The 16,037-nt window shown below is 70.7% G+C and carries 19 protein-coding genes; 10 read left to right on the top strand and 9 right to left on the bottom strand.

Annotated elements, in window-relative coordinates; genetic code table 11:
- Nucleotides 1-278 precede the first annotated feature (278 nt).
- The gene (locus ABEB12_RS29815) at nucleotides 279-1,268 is read left to right on the top strand and encodes a TauD/TfdA family dioxygenase (RefSeq protein WP_185059900.1); all 990 of its coding nucleotides are present in this window, start codon (nucleotides 279-281) and stop codon (nucleotides 1,266-1,268) included.
- A 518-nt stretch (nucleotides 1,269-1,786) separates the two neighbouring features.
- Nucleotides 1,787-1,999: a hypothetical protein gene (locus ABEB12_RS29810; protein WP_185059899.1), complete on the top strand. Its 213-nt coding sequence runs from the start codon at nucleotides 1,787-1,789 to the stop codon at nucleotides 1,997-1,999.
- Between the two features lie 97 nt (nucleotides 2,000-2,096).
- On the opposite strand, the gene ABEB12_RS29805 is transcribed toward ABEB12_RS29810, so the two are convergent.
- From ABEB12_RS29805 to ABEB12_RS29790, 4 genes are all read right to left on the bottom strand, one after another.
- Nucleotides 2,097-2,327, bottom strand: coding sequence for a DUF397 domain-containing protein (locus tag ABEB12_RS29805; RefSeq protein WP_221497607.1), 231 nt, complete (start codon nucleotides 2,325-2,327; stop codon nucleotides 2,097-2,099).
- Between the two features lie 377 nt (nucleotides 2,328-2,704).
- On the bottom strand, nucleotides 2,705-3,526 hold the full coding sequence (locus ABEB12_RS29800; protein ID WP_345703255.1) for a helix-turn-helix domain-containing protein: 822 nt from the start codon (nucleotides 3,524-3,526) through the stop codon (nucleotides 2,705-2,707).
- A 612-nt stretch (nucleotides 3,527-4,138) separates the two neighbouring features.
- Entirely contained in the window at nucleotides 4,139-4,315 is a 177-nt protein-coding gene (locus ABEB12_RS29795; protein ID WP_185059898.1) for a hypothetical protein, read from the bottom strand.
- Nucleotides 4,316-4,335: 20 nt separating this feature from the next.
- A complete protein-coding gene (locus ABEB12_RS29790; protein WP_185059897.1) occupies nucleotides 4,336-5,004 on the bottom strand; it encodes a class I SAM-dependent methyltransferase in 669 nt (222 codons plus the stop codon).
- A 66-nt stretch (nucleotides 5,005-5,070) separates the two neighbouring features.
- Between ABEB12_RS29790 and ABEB12_RS29785 the strand changes: the two genes are divergently transcribed.
- From ABEB12_RS29785 to ABEB12_RS29775, 3 genes are read left to right on the top strand one after another with little or no spacing between them, the layout of a single operon-like run.
- Nucleotides 5,071-5,973 (top strand): LysR substrate-binding domain-containing protein, encoded by a 903-nt coding sequence (locus ABEB12_RS29785; protein ID WP_185059896.1) that lies wholly within the window; start codon nucleotides 5,071-5,073, stop codon nucleotides 5,971-5,973.
- A 33-nt stretch (nucleotides 5,974-6,006) separates the two neighbouring features.
- Nucleotides 6,007-6,129: a type B 50S ribosomal protein L36 gene (gene ykgO, locus ABEB12_RS29780; protein ID WP_185059895.1), complete on the top strand. Its 123-nt coding sequence runs from the start codon at nucleotides 6,007-6,009 to the stop codon at nucleotides 6,127-6,129.
- 59 nt (nucleotides 6,130-6,188) lie between these two features.
- Complete coding sequence (locus ABEB12_RS29775; protein ID WP_185059894.1) at nucleotides 6,189-6,575, top strand: VOC family protein; 387 nt, start codon at nucleotides 6,189-6,191, stop codon at nucleotides 6,573-6,575.
- Between the two features lie 145 nt (nucleotides 6,576-6,720).
- Here ABEB12_RS29775 and ABEB12_RS29770 read toward each other — a convergent pair whose 3' ends face one another.
- From ABEB12_RS29770 to ABEB12_RS29760, 3 genes are all read right to left on the bottom strand, one after another.
- Entirely contained in the window at nucleotides 6,721-7,539 is an 819-nt protein-coding gene (locus ABEB12_RS29770; RefSeq protein WP_185059893.1) for a metalloregulator ArsR/SmtB family transcription factor, read from the bottom strand.
- 98 nt (nucleotides 7,540-7,637) lie between these two features.
- Nucleotides 7,638-8,606, bottom strand: a complete 969-nt coding sequence (locus tag ABEB12_RS29765; protein WP_185059892.1) for a nucleoside hydrolase — start codon at nucleotides 8,604-8,606, stop codon at nucleotides 7,638-7,640.
- An 11-nt stretch (nucleotides 8,607-8,617) separates the two neighbouring features.
- The gene (locus tag ABEB12_RS29760) at nucleotides 8,618-9,622 is read right to left on the bottom strand and encodes a patatin-like phospholipase family protein (protein ID WP_345703254.1); all 1,005 of its coding nucleotides are present in this window, start codon (nucleotides 9,620-9,622) and stop codon (nucleotides 8,618-8,620) included.
- A 33-nt stretch (nucleotides 9,623-9,655) separates the two neighbouring features.
- On the opposite strand from ABEB12_RS29760, the gene ABEB12_RS29755 reads away from it, so the two are divergent.
- From ABEB12_RS29755 to ABEB12_RS29745, 3 genes are all read left to right on the top strand, one after another.
- Complete coding sequence (locus ABEB12_RS29755; protein ID WP_185059890.1) at nucleotides 9,656-10,297, top strand: TetR family transcriptional regulator; 642 nt, start codon at nucleotides 9,656-9,658, stop codon at nucleotides 10,295-10,297.
- Between the two features lie 9 nt (nucleotides 10,298-10,306).
- Nucleotides 10,307-11,641, top strand: a complete 1,335-nt coding sequence (locus ABEB12_RS29750) for an FAD-dependent oxidoreductase (protein WP_185059889.1) — start codon at nucleotides 10,307-10,309, stop codon at nucleotides 11,639-11,641.
- An 88-nt stretch (nucleotides 11,642-11,729) separates the two neighbouring features.
- Nucleotides 11,730-12,026, top strand: coding sequence for a hypothetical protein (locus ABEB12_RS29745; protein ID WP_185059888.1), 297 nt, complete (start codon nucleotides 11,730-11,732; stop codon nucleotides 12,024-12,026).
- A gap of 239 nt (nucleotides 12,027-12,265) precedes the next feature.
- Here the strand turns inward: ABEB12_RS29745 and ABEB12_RS29740 are convergent, their stop codons facing one another.
- Both ABEB12_RS29740 and ABEB12_RS29735 read right to left on the bottom strand, forming a co-directional pair.
- The gene (locus tag ABEB12_RS29740) at nucleotides 12,266-13,750 is read right to left on the bottom strand and encodes a pyruvate, phosphate dikinase (RefSeq protein WP_185059887.1); all 1,485 of its coding nucleotides are present in this window, start codon (nucleotides 13,748-13,750) and stop codon (nucleotides 12,266-12,268) included.
- Complete coding sequence (locus ABEB12_RS29735) at nucleotides 13,747-14,361, bottom strand: hypothetical protein (RefSeq protein ID WP_185059886.1); 615 nt, start codon at nucleotides 14,359-14,361, stop codon at nucleotides 13,747-13,749. The genes ABEB12_RS29740 and ABEB12_RS29735 overlap by 4 nt, the downstream gene beginning before the upstream one ends.
- Before the next feature lie 145 nt (nucleotides 14,362-14,506).
- On the opposite strand from ABEB12_RS29735, the gene ABEB12_RS29730 reads away from it, so the two are divergent.
- Both ABEB12_RS29730 and ABEB12_RS29725 read left to right on the top strand, forming a co-directional pair.
- Complete coding sequence (locus ABEB12_RS29730) at nucleotides 14,507-15,265, top strand: SDR family NAD(P)-dependent oxidoreductase (protein WP_185059885.1); 759 nt, start codon at nucleotides 14,507-14,509, stop codon at nucleotides 15,263-15,265.
- Nucleotides 15,262-15,990, top strand: a complete 729-nt coding sequence (locus ABEB12_RS29725; RefSeq protein ID WP_185059884.1) for an enoyl-CoA hydratase-related protein — start codon at nucleotides 15,262-15,264, stop codon at nucleotides 15,988-15,990. The genes ABEB12_RS29730 and ABEB12_RS29725 overlap by 4 nt, the downstream gene beginning before the upstream one ends.
- Nucleotides 15,991-16,037: the final 47 nt, after the last annotated feature.

Here is a 16,037-nt window from a genome sequence, read left to right as displayed (position 1 = left end):
AGCCGTTCCAGCCGGGCATGGTCGGTGACGACAACACCGAGGTGGTTTCCGGTCTGCGCGAGGGCCAGCCGATCCTGCTCCCGCAGGCGCAGGTGGCCCCGGGCGGCCAGGCACCCCGCTAACCCGGGCGCCGGGTTTCGCCACCCCGGGTGGCGGACCCGATCAGGCAAGGAGTAGACCCGAAGTCAGACGTCCCCCGGTCGCGGCGGTCAGTCCGACCGAAGCGACCGGGGGTTGGCTTCAACATCACTGAAGTTTGGCTTGGAGGGCATCAATCCATGTCCACAGGACTTGCGGACACCCCCACCTCGGCCGTTGACGAGATCAACAGCATCGCCGAGGTGACGAACGACCAGTGGGCCATCGAGACCGACGCGATCAAGGCGGCGCTGACCGAGTACTTCGGCGCCGACCTCGCCGGCAGCGAGATGGTCCCGCCGAACGACCCGGCCGAGCTCCGCGCGCGCCTGCGCGCGGCCGCACCCCAGCTCACCGGGCTCACCGACCACGTGCGCGAGCTGTTCGCCGGCGGCGCGTGCGGCATCCTCTACAGCAAGCTCGGCCTCGCCCAGCTGGACGTGGACGACCAGCGCAAGGTGATCTACGCGCTGTCTGCGCTGCTCGGCGACGTGGTGTGGACCCACCCGGTGGACAACCGCGTGGTGTGGGACGTGCGGAACCAGGAGATGACCGGGTCGCCCGGCCCCAAGCACTCCAGTTTCTCGGAGAACGACCGCGAGGCGGAGTACCACACCGACGCCTCCTACTCGTCCTTCCCCGACCGGTACTTCCTGCTCTACTCGACGCGTGCGGCCGAGTGCGGTGGCGGGGAGACCTTCCTCACCGACGGCCGGGTGCTCAAGCGGGAGCTGGAGCGCACCGAGGAGGGCCGCGCCGCGGTCCAGGTGCTGTCGAAGACCCGGCTGCCCATGCGGGTCCCCAAGGCGTTCCGCAAGGGCGCGACCGTGGACGAGGCCGGGTACAGCCACGATCTGATCCTCGGCGAGTCGCCGATGTGGAAGTTCCGCAAGGACAAGATCGAGAACGGCCTGGCCAAGTTCCCCGAGCACGCCACGCCCGAGGTGCGCAGCGCGCTGGACGTGCTCTACCGGGAGATGGACGGCCACGCCGACGAGTTCTGCGCGGCGATCCCCACCGACGCGGTGCTGATCGTGGACAACCACCTCGCACTGCACGGTCGGACCGGCTTCACGGACAGCCGCCGGCACCTGCTGCGGGCGCGGTTCCACGCCGCTCCGGCCTCCTAGAAAATCTCTTAGCGCTAAGCAATCTCTCGAACCGGGCCGTACCCCCAGGGGTGCGGCCCGGTTTCGCGTCCCGGCCCCGCGAGGGTTGGCCGTCACCCGCCCGTTCGGGGGTCCGACACGCCGCAGACGGGGCGGCATAGCCCCCGACCGCGCGATGTGGGCCACCTACTTCACCCCGTAGCATCGGATATCCGAGGGTGGCCGTGAAGGCGGTCGCTCCGGAGGCTCACCGAACCGGCTCCGCAAGACCAAGAACTTGAAGAATCAACTACCTGACAGCAAAGGTATTTTCACGCTCAATCGCGTGCAGATGCACTTGCATTCGTCACCGACATCAGGAAAAATTGCCGGCACGGATGGAGATCGACCAGGCGCCGCCGACCGATTCTCCGGGTCCCCCGGGGCACGAGCCTGCGAGCGACGGGAGCAAAGATGTGCAGTGATCGTCACGCCGAGCGGGCAACGCCCGGACGGTCGGGCGCGCACACTCTTCTCCGCCCACCGGAGGGACGTCCGGCATGAAGCGGCGCGCCGAGCGTGACGACCTCACCATGGCCTACATGCGGTACCTGGCCACCTGGCTGCACTCCTGGTCCACGCGGCGGAAGTTCGAGTTCCGCCGGCAGCGGCGCCCCGCCGCCGAAGTAACCCCGGTGCGCCTGCACGTGGTTGTCACCGAACACGACCCGTCGGTCATGCGTTCGGACGAGCCCCGCGCCGCCACCGCATAATCAATTCGACGACATAACTGAGGCCCCGTGATTCCGAGAATCGCGGGGCCTCAGTCGGGTTGCCACTTCGCGCCGGTCGTGTGGCGCGAATAACAGCCTAGTCGATCATGTCGTCGAACTCGCCGGCCTTCGCACCGGCCAGGAAGGCAACCATCTCGCCGCGGGTGAAGTACAGCGTGCCGCCCTCCGGGTCGCGGGAGTTACGGACCGCCAGCTGGCCGTCGGTGAGCTTGGCAACCTGAACGCATTCCCCGCTCGGGTTGCTGCGGGTGCTCTTTCGCCAACCCATGGCCAGGGAAGCCGTCGAGTCAACGTCGCTGTGGGACATCTCTACCCCTCTCCGGGTGTTTCGATCTCGACACCTCATTGGTTTCCCACGAGGCACGAGCACGCTCGGAGATCAAGCGACCCGGCGGCCGTCCAGATCGCCTCCGGCGCGTGCTTCGAGATAACCATAATTGATTTGATAGCTACAGGTGCAAGTGCAACTGACGATGCAGGCGCACGGGACGCTGAACGGTCACCTGGCGTCGCCGACCCGTCACTCGGTGAATTTCGTGCGGGCTCAACTAGCTCCGAACGGTCGTCCACTCGCTGACACAGATGGCCTTTTGCCTGGTCACAGCGGTTATGGAGCACCTCGTGGGAGTCGCGACAAACGGCCCCGGGTCGAAGGTGACCCGGGGCCGTCAGGCGAGCGGTGAGCTACATGCTGCGAATGAGCTTGGCCAGCAGCTTGCGCGTCTCGACCGGCGAAGCCGCCTCGGCGCACAGCCGGTCCATGACCATGAGGTAATTGTCGACGTCGACGCTCTTGTCCAGATAGAGCGCACTGGTCAGCTGTTCCAGATAGGCGACGTCGTTCACGTCCGGGTCGGAGAAACGCAGAATGCTGAATGGCCCGCCGGCCGCCGCGTGCCCGCCGGCCTGGAATGGCACGGCCTGCAGGGTGACATTCGGCAGCTCGGTGAGTTCGACCAGGTGTTCCAATTGGGAACGCATGATGCTGGCCCCGCCGACCGGCCGGCGCAGCGCGGCCTCGTCGACCACGACCCAGACGCGCGGCGCGTCGCCGGCGGTGAGAATCTCTTGGCGCGCCAATCGCAGGTCGACCCGGAGATCGACATCGTCGGGCGGCGCTCCGGGGTGGCCGAGAAGCGTGACCGACCTCGCGTAGTCGGCGGTCTGGAAAAGGCCCGGGACGAACTGAACCTGGTAGCTACGAATTACCGACGCGGCCTGCTCCAGCCCGACATACATTTCGAACCAGGCCGGCAGCACGTCGCTGTACTTGTTCCACCAACCCGGGGAGGACGCCTGCTGGGCCAGCGTCAGAAAGGCCTCGCGCTCGCGTTCGTCCTCGACCCCGTAGAGGGTCAGGAGATCCGCGACGTCGCGCTGCTTGTAACCGACCCGGCCCAGTTCCAGGCGGCTGATCTTCGCGTCGGAAGCACGGATTGAGTAGCCGGCATCCTGCCGGGAGATGCCGCGCGCCTCACGCAACCGGCGCAGCTGCGCACCCAACATGAGCCGCAGAACCGTCGGACCGCCCCGTCGCATCCCGTCGCCCGAACCCGGCCCCAACGGGGACTCGCCCCGCCGAACCACGTCGACCAACCCACCCACCTCCAGGACCGGAGCCCGAGTTCGAAGCGTCCCAAAACCAGCACTATAACAACTGCCAACAGCTGGCAGACTTCAGCAGATCAGTCGACCTGGCCAGGCTCACACCCGGTGCGGCAAAATCCGCGGCCCGGGTGACCTGGATCGTTACCGTACCACTCTTTACCCCTCCGATGGGTGATACCCGCGGCGGTATCCACGGTCGATACCGAACGGTGTCCTAATCCCCTGACCGGCGCCCGGGCCGGCCCGCCCGAGCCGGCCCGCGCGCGGGCTGGGCACCCCCCGAAGCCTGACCGGCAAGAGATCTACCTGCCGCATCGACCCGACCCGGGCGGCCGTCGCGACCCTCGCCCGGCCGCGTCTCCGGCGCCGCCCGCCCCGGTCGCCGCCGGCGCCACCCCGCCCGGGGAACACCCTTGCCCGATAATCCGAACGCGCACGAGTCGCGCTGCGTAGGCCCCCACCCCGACCGGGCGACACCTTGGCACACCGGTGCCGCCTCCCGCACCGGCGTCAGTGAGCGTTTCGCGACGGGTTGACCTGAAACCCGAGCCGGCGGTACAGGGACACGTTGCCGGCCAGCGAGGTCTCCAGGTAGCACGGTATGCCCTGGGCGTCGGCGGCGAGCAGCCCGGGTTCGATCACCGGCGAGGTGGAGCTTCCGCACGGCGGCCCGACGACCTGGACCATGTCCCGCCCGCCCGGCCCGCTCAGAGCCTGACCGCCACCTGGATGCCGTCCGCCATCGGCAGCCGCAGCGCGACGTAGCCGTCCCCGGCCAGGTACTCCAGCAGCGGGCCGTGCACGTCGGCGCCGAAGTTCATCTCCACGTCGTCCACCAGCACCAGCGACCCGGGCCGCAGCGCCGGCTCGACCACCCGCAGCACGTCCAGCCCCAGGTCCGGCCAGCCGTCCAACAACAGCAGATCCACCGGCCCTGGCAGGTCACGCAGGGTCTCCCGGGCGTCCCCCACCCGCAGCTCGATCTCCCCGGCCAGCCCGGCGGCGGCGAAGCTGCGGTTGGCCCGGGCGGCCTTCTCCGGCTGGATCTCGGTGCCGATCACCCGGCCGCCGCCGTTGTCCCGCACCGCGGCGGCCAGGTAGATCGCCGAGATGCCCAGCGACGTCCCGTACTCCACCACCGTGCGGGCCCCGGTCGCTCGGGCCAGCAGGTAGAGCAACCGCCCGCCCTCGGCGGACACCGACATGTAGACGTCCTTCAGCAGGTCGGCCCGGCTGGCCGCGTCCAGGTGCAGCGGAAAGCTCTCGCTGCCGGTCAGGCCGCTGGCGGCGATCGCGTCGAGGTCTCCGCCGCGCTCGGCCTCGAGCAGCCCGCCGAGCACACCAGCGGTGGGCTCCTGATCAAGAGTGGTTGGCATACCGCCACGCTAAGGTCCTCCTTGATTGACGACCAGTGCATTCCTCGTCATGGAGAGTTGTCCAAAGTGGAATCCAAACTGGACCTGAACCTGTTGACCGCGCTGCACGCCCTGGTGGAGCACGGCAGCGTCACCGGCGCCGCCGAACACCTGCACACCTCGCCCCCGGCGATGAGCCGCACCCTCGCCCGGTTGCGCCGGGCCCTGGGTGACCCGGTGCTGGTCCGCGCCGGGCGCGGCATGGTCCCCACGCCCCGGGCGGTCCAGCTGCTGCCCCGGGTGCGCGCGCTGCTGGACGAGGCATCGGCGCTGTTCGTGCCGGCCGTGCCGGTGGACCCGGCCGCCCTGCGACGGGAGTTCGCCGTGCAGGTCGGCGACCTGGTGTTCAGCGGCATCGGCCCCCGGCTGCTGCGGCGGGTACGGGAGGCAGCCCCCGGCGTGACCCTGCGGTTCATGGCGGAGAGCCACGAGGACACCCCCTCGCTGCGCGACGGCAGCGTGGACCTGGAGCTCGGCCGGATCAACGTGCGCGAACCGGAGATCGAGCTGGAGCCGCTGCTCACCGAGGACGGGGTCGGCGTGCTGCGCGCGGGGCATCCCCTGGCCGACGGCCCGGTGGACCTCGCCCGGTTCGCCGCCGCCGACCACATCTCGGTATCCCGCCGGGGCCGGTTGCGCGGCCCGATCGACGAGCTGCTGGCCGGGCACGGGCTGCGCCGCCGGGTGGTGGCCTGCACGCCGACCCTGGCCGGCGGGCTGTTCCTGATCGGACAGAGCGACCTGGTCGGCCTGGCCCCCCGCCGGCTCGGCGCGGCCGCCGTCCGGGCGCTGGGGCTGGGCACCTTCGTGATCCCGCTGGAGCTGCCGGCGGTCGAGGTCAGCATGGCCTGGCACCCCCGGCACTCGGCCGACCCCGAACACGCCTGGTTGCGCGAACAGGTGCGGAGCGTGGTGTCGGAACTCATATGATAACGACTTCCATTATCATGTAAGCTCCGCGTCATGAAGGTGCGCAACTCGCTCCGCTCGCTGAAGAGCAAGCCCGGTTCGCAGGTGGTCCGCCGCCGCGGCCGCGTCTACGTGATCAACAAGAAGAACCCCCGCTTCAAGGCCCGCCAGGGCTGATCCCCACGGCGGCGAGTCGGTGAGCCCGCTCCCGGCTCGCCGCCACTACCGTCCCGAGCATGGCCAGCAAGTTCACCGAGCTGGGGATCGACTGCGCCGATCCCGACGGGCTCGCCCGGTTCTGGTGCTCGGTACTCGACTACGAGGTGCGGGGCGAAGAGGACGGGTTCGTCACGATCGGCTCCCCCGAGGTGCCGGAGGGCCGGAGCCGCCCCGGCCCGGTGCCGCCCACGTTGGCCTTCGCGCGCGTGCCGGAGGGCAAGGCCGTCAAGAACCGGCTCCACCTCGACCTCAGCCCGACCGACCGGGACCAGGCCCAGGAGGTGCGCCGCCTGCTCGACCTGGGTGCGCGGCTCGCCGACGTCGGCCAGGGCGATCAGAGTTGGATCGTCATGGCCGACCCGGAGGGGAACGAGTTCTGCGTCCTCGCCGGTCGCCACCCCTGACGGGACGGGATCTTCGACGGCAGAATCCCAGGCATGCCGCCAGCCGTCGCGGACCAGCCGCAACGCACCATGGGCCTCAATCGCATCGCGCTCGGCGCGGCCTGGCTGGCGGTGGGCGTGGCCGTTCTGGTCAGTCGGCCGGGGCTCACCCGGCCGACGCCGCCGCCCAGTCGATCTCCGGCAGGGTCTCCCCCGTCTCCATCAGCGTCTTGAGGTCGGAGAGCAGGTGCGGCCAGCCGGTGCCGACCATCTCCAACATGGTGCTGCCCGGCTCGAACCCGTCGTGCACCACGGTCAGCTTGACCAGCTCGCCGACCGGCTCGATGTCGAAGCTGACCTTGGAGATCGGTTCGGCGGCCAGCTTCTCCCGTACCTCGTCCTCGATCTCCACCGACTTGGCGAACTCCGGGGTCACCACGTGCCAGGTGAACGCCAGCCGCCGGTAGGGGTCGGCCTCGAGCACCCGCTGCCGGGGGTCGCTGATCCGCACGCCCTTGTTCAGCCAGGTCATCGGTGAACCAGGCTTCCAGTCGGTCTCGAACTCGTTCTCGCCCCAGTAGCGGCGGGTGAACGACGGCTCGGTCAGAGCCTGCCAGAGCTTCTCCGGGCTGGTGTTGATGTAGGTGGTGTAGACGAACTCCGGCTGGCCGGTCATGGCTGGTGCCTCCAGGGCGGTCTTGAGGTCGGCGAGGGCTTGAATCCGCCCCCGGTGGTACTGGTTGATCCAGCGATCGGAGATGGCGTTGATCGGCTCCGGGTTCAGGTAGTGCAGCTTTTCCCGACCCCGTCGCGCGGTGGTGACCAGGTTCGCCGCCTCCAGCAGCGCGAGGTGCTTGCTGACCGACTGCCGGGCCATGTCCAGCCCCGCGCACAGCTCGCGCAGGGTCTGCCCGTTGCGGGCGTTCAGGCTGTCCAGCAGCCGGCGCCGGCTGGGGTCGGCCAGCGCCTTGAACACCTCGTCCATCGCCTTCTCCTCTGAAGTGCAGCCTTCTGGCTGCCTTTTGCAGCATAGGCAGCCGCATGGCTGCATGTCAAACCTCTGATGGAACCGCCGAGTCGCGCTTACGAAACCGCCGACTCGCGGGAGAGGAGGGTGCGGAGGTAGTGGCGGAAGGCGGGGGCGTCGGCTTTTTCGATCACCGTGGCGTTGGGTTCGAGGGTGTGGACGCCCCAGGACATGGCGGAGTATCCCCTGGTCAGTTCGCCGGCGGTTTCCACGTCGACGTGGTAGCGCCCGGCCGAGGTGACCAGCTCGGGGTGCAGGGCCAGCGCGGCGGTGAGCGAGTCGGGGTGGGTGGTGCCGTCGATGCCCACCCGGCGGTCGAACTCCAGCGTGGCCGCGCACACCCGGGTGAAGAAGCGGGCCAGCGGGGTGTCCAGCGCGGCGATCCGGTCCAGCACCGGCTGGTCGAACACCGCGTCGCGCAGCGTCACCGGGTCCCAGGGCAGCACCACCACGTCGAACCCGGCCCGGAACACCGCCCGCGCCGCCTCCGGGTCCACGTAGAAGTTGAACTCGGCGGCGGCGGTGATGTTGCCCCGGCCGTTGTTGGAGCCGCCCATCACGTACAGCTTGCGCACGTTGCCCACGAACTCCGGGTCCTTGAGCATGGCCAGCGCGATGTTGGTCAGCGGGCCGATCGCCACCACGGACAGCTCACCGGAGTGCTCGGCGGCCAGCCGGATCAGCGCGTCCACGGCGTGCTCGGCGGCCGGCGCGGCGGCCGCCAACGACGGGTGGCGGGCGGCCAGCTCGGCGGCCAGGCCGCCGGTGCCGTCACCGTGCACGTCCGAGGCGTCCACCGCCTCGCGCACCAGCGGCCGGCGCGCGCCCAGGTGCACCGGCACCTCGCCGAGCCGGCCGGCCACGAACAGCGTGGCGAAGGCGTTGCGCACCTGCTGGTCGAAGCCCAGGTTGCCGGCCACCATGGTGATCGCCCGCAGGTCGGCCGCCGGGTCGAGCAGGCCGACCAGCAACGCGATGCAGTCGTCCTGGGCGGTATCGGTGTCGATCACCAGGGGAACGGGCACGGATGGCGAGTCTAGGCGGGGTGGACGCGGAACCGGTCCAGGTAGGTCCGCCAGTTCCAGCCGGCGAGGAAGTGCTCGGCCGCCGCGTAGCCGTCGTCGTGCAGCGCGCGAACCTGTTCGGGCGTGATGTTGAAGTCGGTGAACCCGGCGGCGGTGGAGTTCACCGCGATGGTGCGCGCCTCCACCCAGGGCTTGTGCTGGTAGGCCTGGTCGCGGCCGATCACGGCGGTGGTCACCACCCGTTCCAGCAGGCGCACCGGGGCGGGAATGATCCGGCTCAGCCAGCCGGGCAGCAGGCCGTTGTCCCCGCCCGGGATGTCCGGCAGCAGCGTGATGCCGAAGGTCGGCCAGCGCGGCGGCTTCCCGTCCGTGCGGTCCAGGGAGTCGATCGGGAAGTTGGACACCACCCCGCCGTCCACCACGGTGGACCGCCGCCCGGTGTCCGGGTTGGTCAGCGTCACCGGGCGGAACAGCAGTGGCAGCGACATCGACGCGCGCACCGCGTCGGCCACCGACTGGCGGTCCGGGTCCAGCCCGTACACCGCCCGGAAGTCCCAGGGCAGCCGGATCTGCCGGCCCAGCGTGACGTCCGCGCAGGTCACCACCAGCCGGTAGCGCTGCTCGGGCGGCAGCTGGTCGTCGTCCAGCCGCAGGTCACCGAAGGTGTGCACGCCCAGTTCGGCCAGTTCCCGGGCCACCCACTCGCGGGCGTAGTCGCCCCGGTAGAGGCCGTCGTCGGCGAGCAGCGCCAGGCCGGTGCCGACCAGCGGGATCCTATCCAGCGGCACCCGGTCGGCGAACTTCTCGTAATCCATCCGCATCGCGGTCTCGGACAGCGTGTCGCCGGTCAACCCGGCCGCGACCAGCGCCCCGACGATCGCCCCGGCGGACGTCCCGGACACCCGCCACGGCCGGTACCCGGCGTCGGTCAGCGCGGCAACCGCGCCGGCCAGTGCGATGCCCTTGACCCCGCCACCGGAGAGCACCAGGTCCGCCACCAATGATCCACCAGCCACGCCCCGCATCCCACCACACGTAGGGTTTGGGGCATGACCGAGACCCAGGCGCGGCGGGGCCGACCGCCGGGGGCGGACGGGGCGGCGACCCGGGAGCGCATCCTGCGCGCGGCCCGCAACGTGTTCAGCGCGACCGGTTTCGACCGCGCGACCATGGAGGAGATCGCCCGGGAGGCCGGGCTGACCCGCAACGCGATCGCCAACTACTACTCGAACAAGATCGAGCTGCACCGCGCCGCGTTCCGGTCCATCCAGCAGGAGGCGCTGACCGAGATCATGGCCGGAGTGCCCGGCCCGGACCGCCCGGCCACCGAGCGCATCTACGGCCTGTTCGAGGCCGCGATCCGGGTCAACGACACGGACAACACCTTCGTGCGGTTCTGGGTCACCTCGACCCTGGACGCGGTGCACCACCGGGAGCTGCGGGAGCAGTCTCGGCGGCAGTTCAACCAGGTCAGGCAGTACTTCGTCGAGTGCGTCGAGACCGGGCTGCGGCGCGGCGAGCTGAATCCCGAGCTGGTGCCGGCGGACGTCGCCCAGGTGCTGGTGGACCTGGTCTGGGGGCTGGCCCTGGACTCCGGCTTCCAGTCCCCGCCGGAACGGATCCGCCAGGTGCTCGGTGCGTTACGCATGCTGTTGAACGGATCCCTGGTTTCCGGACAGCGTTCGGTTTAAAATGGCACGATGGACACTTCTGGGCTGCCGGTAGCCGTCGTGGGATCCGGTGCGGCCGGGTTGGCCGCCGCGTTCCGCCTGCGGCGGGCCGGCCACCAGGTGCGCCTGTTCGAGCGGAACGACCAGGTCGGCGGGCGGATGCGCACCGTGGTCCGGGACGGATTCATGATCGAGGAAGGGCCGAGTGTGATGGCCCGGAGCTACCGCAGCATCCTCGGCATCGCGGAGCAGGCCGGGCTGGGTTCGGAGATCGTCCCGGCTTCCGGGGTGCTCGGCTTCCCCGGCCGGGACGGCCGGGTGCACTACCTGGACTCGGCCCGGCTGGTGCGCGACGGGCTGCGCACCGAGCTGGTCTCCGCGCGGGCCAAGCTGGGGCTGCTACGGCTGGCGGCGGACCTGGTCCGGTACCGCAAGAAGGCCTCCGTCGAGGATCTGTCACTGCTGTGCGAACTGGACCACCTGTCGGCCGAGGAGTACGGCCGCGCGCGGCTGGGCGAGGAGCTGTTCGACTACCTGGGCGACCCGTGCGTGCGCGCGCTGGTCGGCTGCCCCTCGGCGGACGTGTCGGCGGTGGACCTGCTGTACGTGTTCGGCGCGTTCATGACCGGCGAGCGGTTCGTCGCGTTCCGCGGCGGCATGCGGTCCTACGCCGAGCTGGTCAGCCGCGAGTTCGACACCCGGCTGGGCGCGACCGTTTGCTCGGTCGAGGAGCGGCCGGACGAGGTGGAGCTGACCTGGCGGGACGCCACCGGTGAGCACACCGAGTCGTTCGCCGGCGCGGTCCTGGCCTGCCCCGCCGGGGTCACCGCGGAGATCCACACCGGCCTGGACGCCCAGCGGCGGGAGTTCCTGGCCAACGAGGTGGCCTACTCGTACATCACCGTCTGCAACGTCGCGGTGGACGTGGCGCCGGACATCCGGTCCTGCTACATCTTCCCGCCCGCGCGCGACTACCCACGCCTGCTGGCGATCGCACTGGAGCACAACAAGGTGCCCGGCCGGGCGCCGGCCGGGAAGGGCAGCGTCGGCCTCTACCCCTCCTCGGACTGGTGCCGCGAGCTGTACGAACAGGACGACGAACTGGTCGCCAAGACCCTGATCGAGGCCGCCGAACCGCTGGTCCCCGGGCTGGCCGACCACGCCGAGTTCACTCACGTGACCCGGGCGCACCCATGTGTCATGCAGTCCCGCCCCGGTTACTGGACCGCGATGCGTTCATTCCAGTCGCGGTCCGCCGGGGACCGGCGGGTGCGGCTGGCCGGGGATTACTTCTGCGTTTCCAGCCTGAACACCGCGAGCGCTTCCGGGGAGCGGGCGGCTCGGGAGTTGCTCGGGGCTCTTTAGGGTTTCGGGCGGCGGTTCAAAGATCCGCTTGGACGGCTCGGCGTGGGCTGGTCTGCCGCGGCTGGGGCGCGGCCGTTGCGGCTCGTTCGTGGCGCGGCTCGAGTGGTCTGCCGCGGCTCGCCGGCCGTTGCGTTTTCATGATCAGCAGGCACTCACGGTTGTTTCGGCCGTCCGAAACCGCGCTGAGCGCCTGATGATCATTAATTTCATGGTCATCAGGACACCAGGGTCGCCTGGCGGCCCGGAAAACGACCGCTATGTCCTGATGACCATGAAACAGGCGCCGGAACCGCACCATTCGTCACTCTGGTTGCGCAAGGGAGACACCATAGGGGTTCGATCTTCCGACAACCCCCACCATGTTCCCCTCACGAAACGGAAGTGACAATCGCGCCGCAAGAGAACGCAACCGGCCCCACCCCAGCCGCGGCAGACCAGCCCACGCCGAGCCGTCCAAGCCAATCCCTGAACCGCACCACACGGAATCGCAATGGGCGGCACCCCGGCCACGGCAGACCACCCGAGCCCGCGCCAGGAACGAGCCGCAACCGGCCGGGCCAAGTCGCGGCGGACCACCCCGGCCGGCGCCGTCCAAGCCGGTCTTTGAACCGCCGCCCGAAACCCTCAGCGAGCCCGCAGGAGCTCCGCCAACGACCCGTCCTTGCCGGTCTCGGCCCGCGCCCATTCGGTCAGCTGAGCCAGGTCGGGATCGCTCGACGAGGCAGGTGAAGCGGTCGGCAGCGCGCCGTCGTAGATCACGCCGGCGGTGCCGTCCACCGTCACCACCCGGCCGCCGAGCGAGGTGACCGTGCCCGCGCCCGTACCCACCACGCAGGGCACACCCAGCTCGCGGCACACCACGGCGGCGTGCGAGGTGGACCCGCCCAGCTCGGTGACCACGGCGGTGCACACCGACATGCCGGGCACGTCGTCCGGGTCGGTGGTGGGGCGGGCGAGCACCACGTCGACGCCCTCGTCGGCCTGGTCCTGTGCGTCGTCGGCGTCGGTCACCACGGTGCCGACCGCGACGCCGGGACAGGCCGGTTTCCCGGTCGCCAGGACAGCCGCCGAACGGGCCGCGCGGGCGTCCACCCGGGGCTTGAGCAGCGTCTCCACCTGCTCCGCGGTCACCCGGTCCAGCGCCTCGGCCGGGGTGATCAGGCCCTCCCGGACGAAGGAAACCGCGTGCCGCACGGCCGACTCCGGCGCCCGCTTCGCCGCCCGCGTCTGCAGCAGCCACAACCGGCCGCGCTCCACGGTGAACTCGATGTCCTGCACGTCCCGGCCGTCCAGCTCGAGCCGCCTCGTGGCGTCCATCAGCGCGGCGTGCACCTCGGGCATGGACCCGGCCAGCTCGGCCAGCGGCAGCGCGTCCATCCGCCCGGAGACCACGTCCTCGCCCTGGCCCCGGGGCAGCCACTCGCCGTACACCTCGGCGCCGCCGCCCAGCGGGTCCCGGCTGAACAGCACGCCGGTGCCGGACCGGTCGTCCACGTTGCCGAACACCATGGCCTGCACCGTCACCGCGGTGCCGCCGTCCTCCGGGATGCCCCGGTCACGCCGATACGCGCGAGCCCGCGTCGACTGCCAGGACCGGAACACCGCCGCCACGGCCAGCCGCAGCTGCGCCCACGGGTCGGCCGGCGCGGGCTCGCCCACCACCTTCTCGAACTGCTCGTGGAACCGCCGCCACACGTCCGACGCGTACTCCGGGTCGCCGGACTCCGCCGCGAGGGCGTCGCGCACCGCCTCGGTCATGCCCAGGTTGAGCACCGTGTCCATCATCCCGGGCATGCTGACCGCCGCACCCGACCGCACCGAGACCAGCAGCGGACGATCGCCCGAGCCGAAGGTGCGCCCGGTGACCCGGCCCAGCTCGGCCACCGCCGCCGGCACCTCGGCCCACACGTCGGAAGGCACCGAACCGTCGCCGTCCGCCGGGTCGTAGAACCGCCGGCACACCGCCGTGGTCAGCACGAACGCCGGCGGGACGTCGATCTCCAGCCGGCGCATCCGCTCGACGCTGGCCGCCTTGCCACCCAGCAGCACCCGGTCCGCGCCGGTCCGGCCGTCCAGGGCCAGCAGCGACGGCTGGGACGTAGCGGTCATTCGGCCCGCCCCGCGGCCGCCTCTTCGGCCCGGGACAGCCCGAGCAGCCCGATCAGGTCTTCGTGCAGCTCGAACCAGACCGTGTGGTAGCTGTCGATCAGCGGCCGGGCCAGCCAGCCGTGGTCGCCGGCGCTCACCTTGGCCAGCGCGTCGGCGAACCGGGGCGGGTAGTGCGCCAGCCGGGGCGCGAGGCCGACGATCCGGTCCACCAGCGGCGCGAACCCGGTGTGCAGCTCGCCCAGCCGCGCGACGATCTTCGCGTCGTAGTCGGCGTCGGTGTGGTCGTTCGGGGTCCCGCCGTCCTTCAGCTGCCAGTCGGTGACCAGCTGCTTGAACGCGCTGTTGTGCGTGTCGAACTCGTGGTAGGCCGCCGAGAGCGCGTCCTGGTCCACCCCGGACCGCTCCCGCGCGATCATCCCCCGCAGGTGCGCCCGGCCGTCCGGGGTCAGCTTGAACCGGTCCTTGGCCTCCTCGGCGTGCCCGGCGGCCTGCGCGGCGGCCAGCACCGGGGTAGCCTCCGCCTCGGACAGCCCGGCAGCCGACGCGATCATGTCGGCCTTGGCCCGGCCCTTCAGCCGCAAGGCCTGGAGCACTCGAATCTCGATGGTCAACGCCGACCTCTCCTCATTCCCCGCGGGCGCCGAATGTACCGGATGCTATCCACCGGTCTCAATACTATGAGGTTAGTACGCACCACAAGTACCGCCACTCCGTCGGGACGCCTCAATCTAACGCCATATGGTTATGCTCCCAAGCATGCATCCCGAAGGTTGTTCCGCACTGGTCACCGGCGGGGCGTCCGGGCTCGGCCTGGCCATCGCGCGGCGGTTGATCGACGAGGGCGCGCGGGTGGTGATCTGCGACCTCCCCCGGTCGGACGGCGCCGAGACGGCGCGCCGGATCGGCGCGGTGTTCGCCCCCGCCGACGTCACCGAGGAGGCGGACGTGCGCGCGGCGGTGCGCGCCGCCACCGAGCTCGGCCCGCTGCGGATCGTGGTCAACTGCGCCGGCGTGCCGGACGCCACCAAGGTGCTGGGCCGCGACGGCGCGGCCACCCCGCTGGCCGGTTTCACCCGCACGGTGACGGCGAACCTGATCGGCACGTTCAACGTGATCCGGCTGGCCGCCGAGCCGATGGCCGGCAACCAACCGGTGGACGGCGACCGGGGCGTGATCGTCTGCACCTCCTCGGTGGCCGCCACCGACGGGCAGATCGGCCAGGCCGCGTACACCGCCGCCAAGGCCGGGGTGGCCGGGATGACCCTGCCGATCGCCCGCGAGTTCGCCCAGCACGCGATCCGGGTGGTCACCGTGGCGCCCGGCATGTTCGAGACGCCGCTGCTGCTCGGGCTGCCCGAGGCGGCGCAGCGCTCGCTGGCCCGGCAGGTGCCGCACCCCAGCCGGATGGGCGACCCGGCCGAGTTCGCCGACTGCGTGGCGTTCATCGTGCGCAACCCGATGGTCAACGGCGAGACGATCCGACTGGACGGAGCGATCCGGATGGCCCCCAAGTGAGCGATCTACTAGTAAATGACGAGGACGGGCTGCGCACGATCACGCTGAACCGGCCGGCCAAACGCAACGCGATCACCATGGCGATGTACGCCGGGCTGGCCGACGCGCTGGCCGAGGCCACCGAGAACCCGGACATCCGGGTGGTGCTACTGACCGGCTCCGGCGGCTCGTTCACCGCCGGCAACGACCTGAAGGACATGGCCGCCAACCCGCCGACCGGGGACGACGCGCCGCCACTGCGCTTCCTGGCCGCGCTGCACGCGCTGCGGCCGGTGCTGGTCGCCGAGGTGGACGGGCCGGCGATCGGCGTCGGCACCACCGTGCTGCCGCACTGCGACCTGGCCTACGCGAGTGCGCGCGCGGTCTTCCGGCTGCCCTTCGTGGACCTCGGACTGGTGCCCGAGGCGGCGTCTACGCTGCTGCTCCCCCGCCTGGTCGGGGCGCGGAAGGCGGCCGAGCTGATGCTGTTCGGCGAGCCCTTCGACGCCGCCGAGGCGCTGGGGATGGGCCTGCTGAACGCGGTCGCGCCGGATGCCGAGGCGCTGCGTGAAATGGTGAGCGGCCGGGTGGCGGCGCTGACCGGCAAGCCGTCCGCCGCACTGGCCGCTACCAAGCGACTACTCAGAGATGAACAGGCCGGAACCGTCTCCGAGCGGCTCGAGCTGGACCGGAAGGTGTTTCAGTCGCTGCTCAGAGGGGTGAAACCGCCGGACGCGCACCCCTAGCGCGCGCCCTTTAACAAGTGACACTTGGTAGCGTACCGAGGACCCCG

Source organism: Actinospineispora eucalypti (genome assembly GCF_039543365.1).
GTDB classification, from domain to species: Bacteria; Actinomycetota; Actinomycetes; order Mycobacteriales; family Pseudonocardiaceae; genus Pseudonocardia; species Pseudonocardia eucalypti.
Note: the sequence above shows the minus strand (reverse complement) of the source record. Positions and strands in the feature narration are given on the sequence as shown.

Bases quoted from the DNA above. Each gene is read 5' to 3' on its own strand.
- ABEB12_RS29815 (WP_185059900.1), top strand. From the start codon at position 279: ATGTCCACAGGACTTGCGGACACCCCCACCTCGGCCGTTGACGAGATC.
- ABEB12_RS29810 (WP_185059899.1), top strand. From the start codon at position 1,787: ATGAAGCGGCGCGCCGAGCGTGACGACCTCACCATGGCCTACATGCGG.
- ABEB12_RS29805 (WP_221497607.1), bottom strand. From the start codon at position 2,327: ATGTCCCACAGCGACGTTGACTCGACGGCTTCCCTGGCCATGGGTTGG.
- ABEB12_RS29800 (WP_345703255.1), bottom strand. From the start codon at position 3,526: ATGTTGGGTGCGCAGCTGCGCCGGTTGCGTGAGGCGCGCGGCATCTCC.
- ABEB12_RS29795 (WP_185059898.1), bottom strand. From the start codon at position 4,315: ATGGTCCAGGTCGTCGGGCCGCCGTGCGGAAGCTCCACCTCGCCGGTG.
- ABEB12_RS29790 (WP_185059897.1), bottom strand. From the start codon at position 5,004: ATGCCAACCACTCTTGATCAGGAGCCCACCGCTGGTGTGCTCGGCGGG.
- ykgO (WP_185059895.1), top strand. From the start codon at position 6,007: ATGAAGGTGCGCAACTCGCTCCGCTCGCTGAAGAGCAAGCCCGGTTCG.
- ABEB12_RS29775 (WP_185059894.1), top strand. From the start codon at position 6,189: ATGGCCAGCAAGTTCACCGAGCTGGGGATCGACTGCGCCGATCCCGAC.
- ABEB12_RS29770 (WP_185059893.1), bottom strand. From the start codon at position 7,539: ATGGACGAGGTGTTCAAGGCGCTGGCCGACCCCAGCCGGCGCCGGCTG.
- ABEB12_RS29755 (WP_185059890.1), top strand. From the start codon at position 9,656: ATGACCGAGACCCAGGCGCGGCGGGGCCGACCGCCGGGGGCGGACGGG.
- ABEB12_RS29750 (WP_185059889.1), top strand. From the start codon at position 10,307: ATGGACACTTCTGGGCTGCCGGTAGCCGTCGTGGGATCCGGTGCGGCC.
- ABEB12_RS29740 (WP_185059887.1), bottom strand. From the start codon at position 13,750: ATGACCGCTACGTCCCAGCCGTCGCTGCTGGCCCTGGACGGCCGGACC.
- ABEB12_RS29730 (WP_185059885.1), top strand. From the start codon at position 14,507: ATGCATCCCGAAGGTTGTTCCGCACTGGTCACCGGCGGGGCGTCCGGG.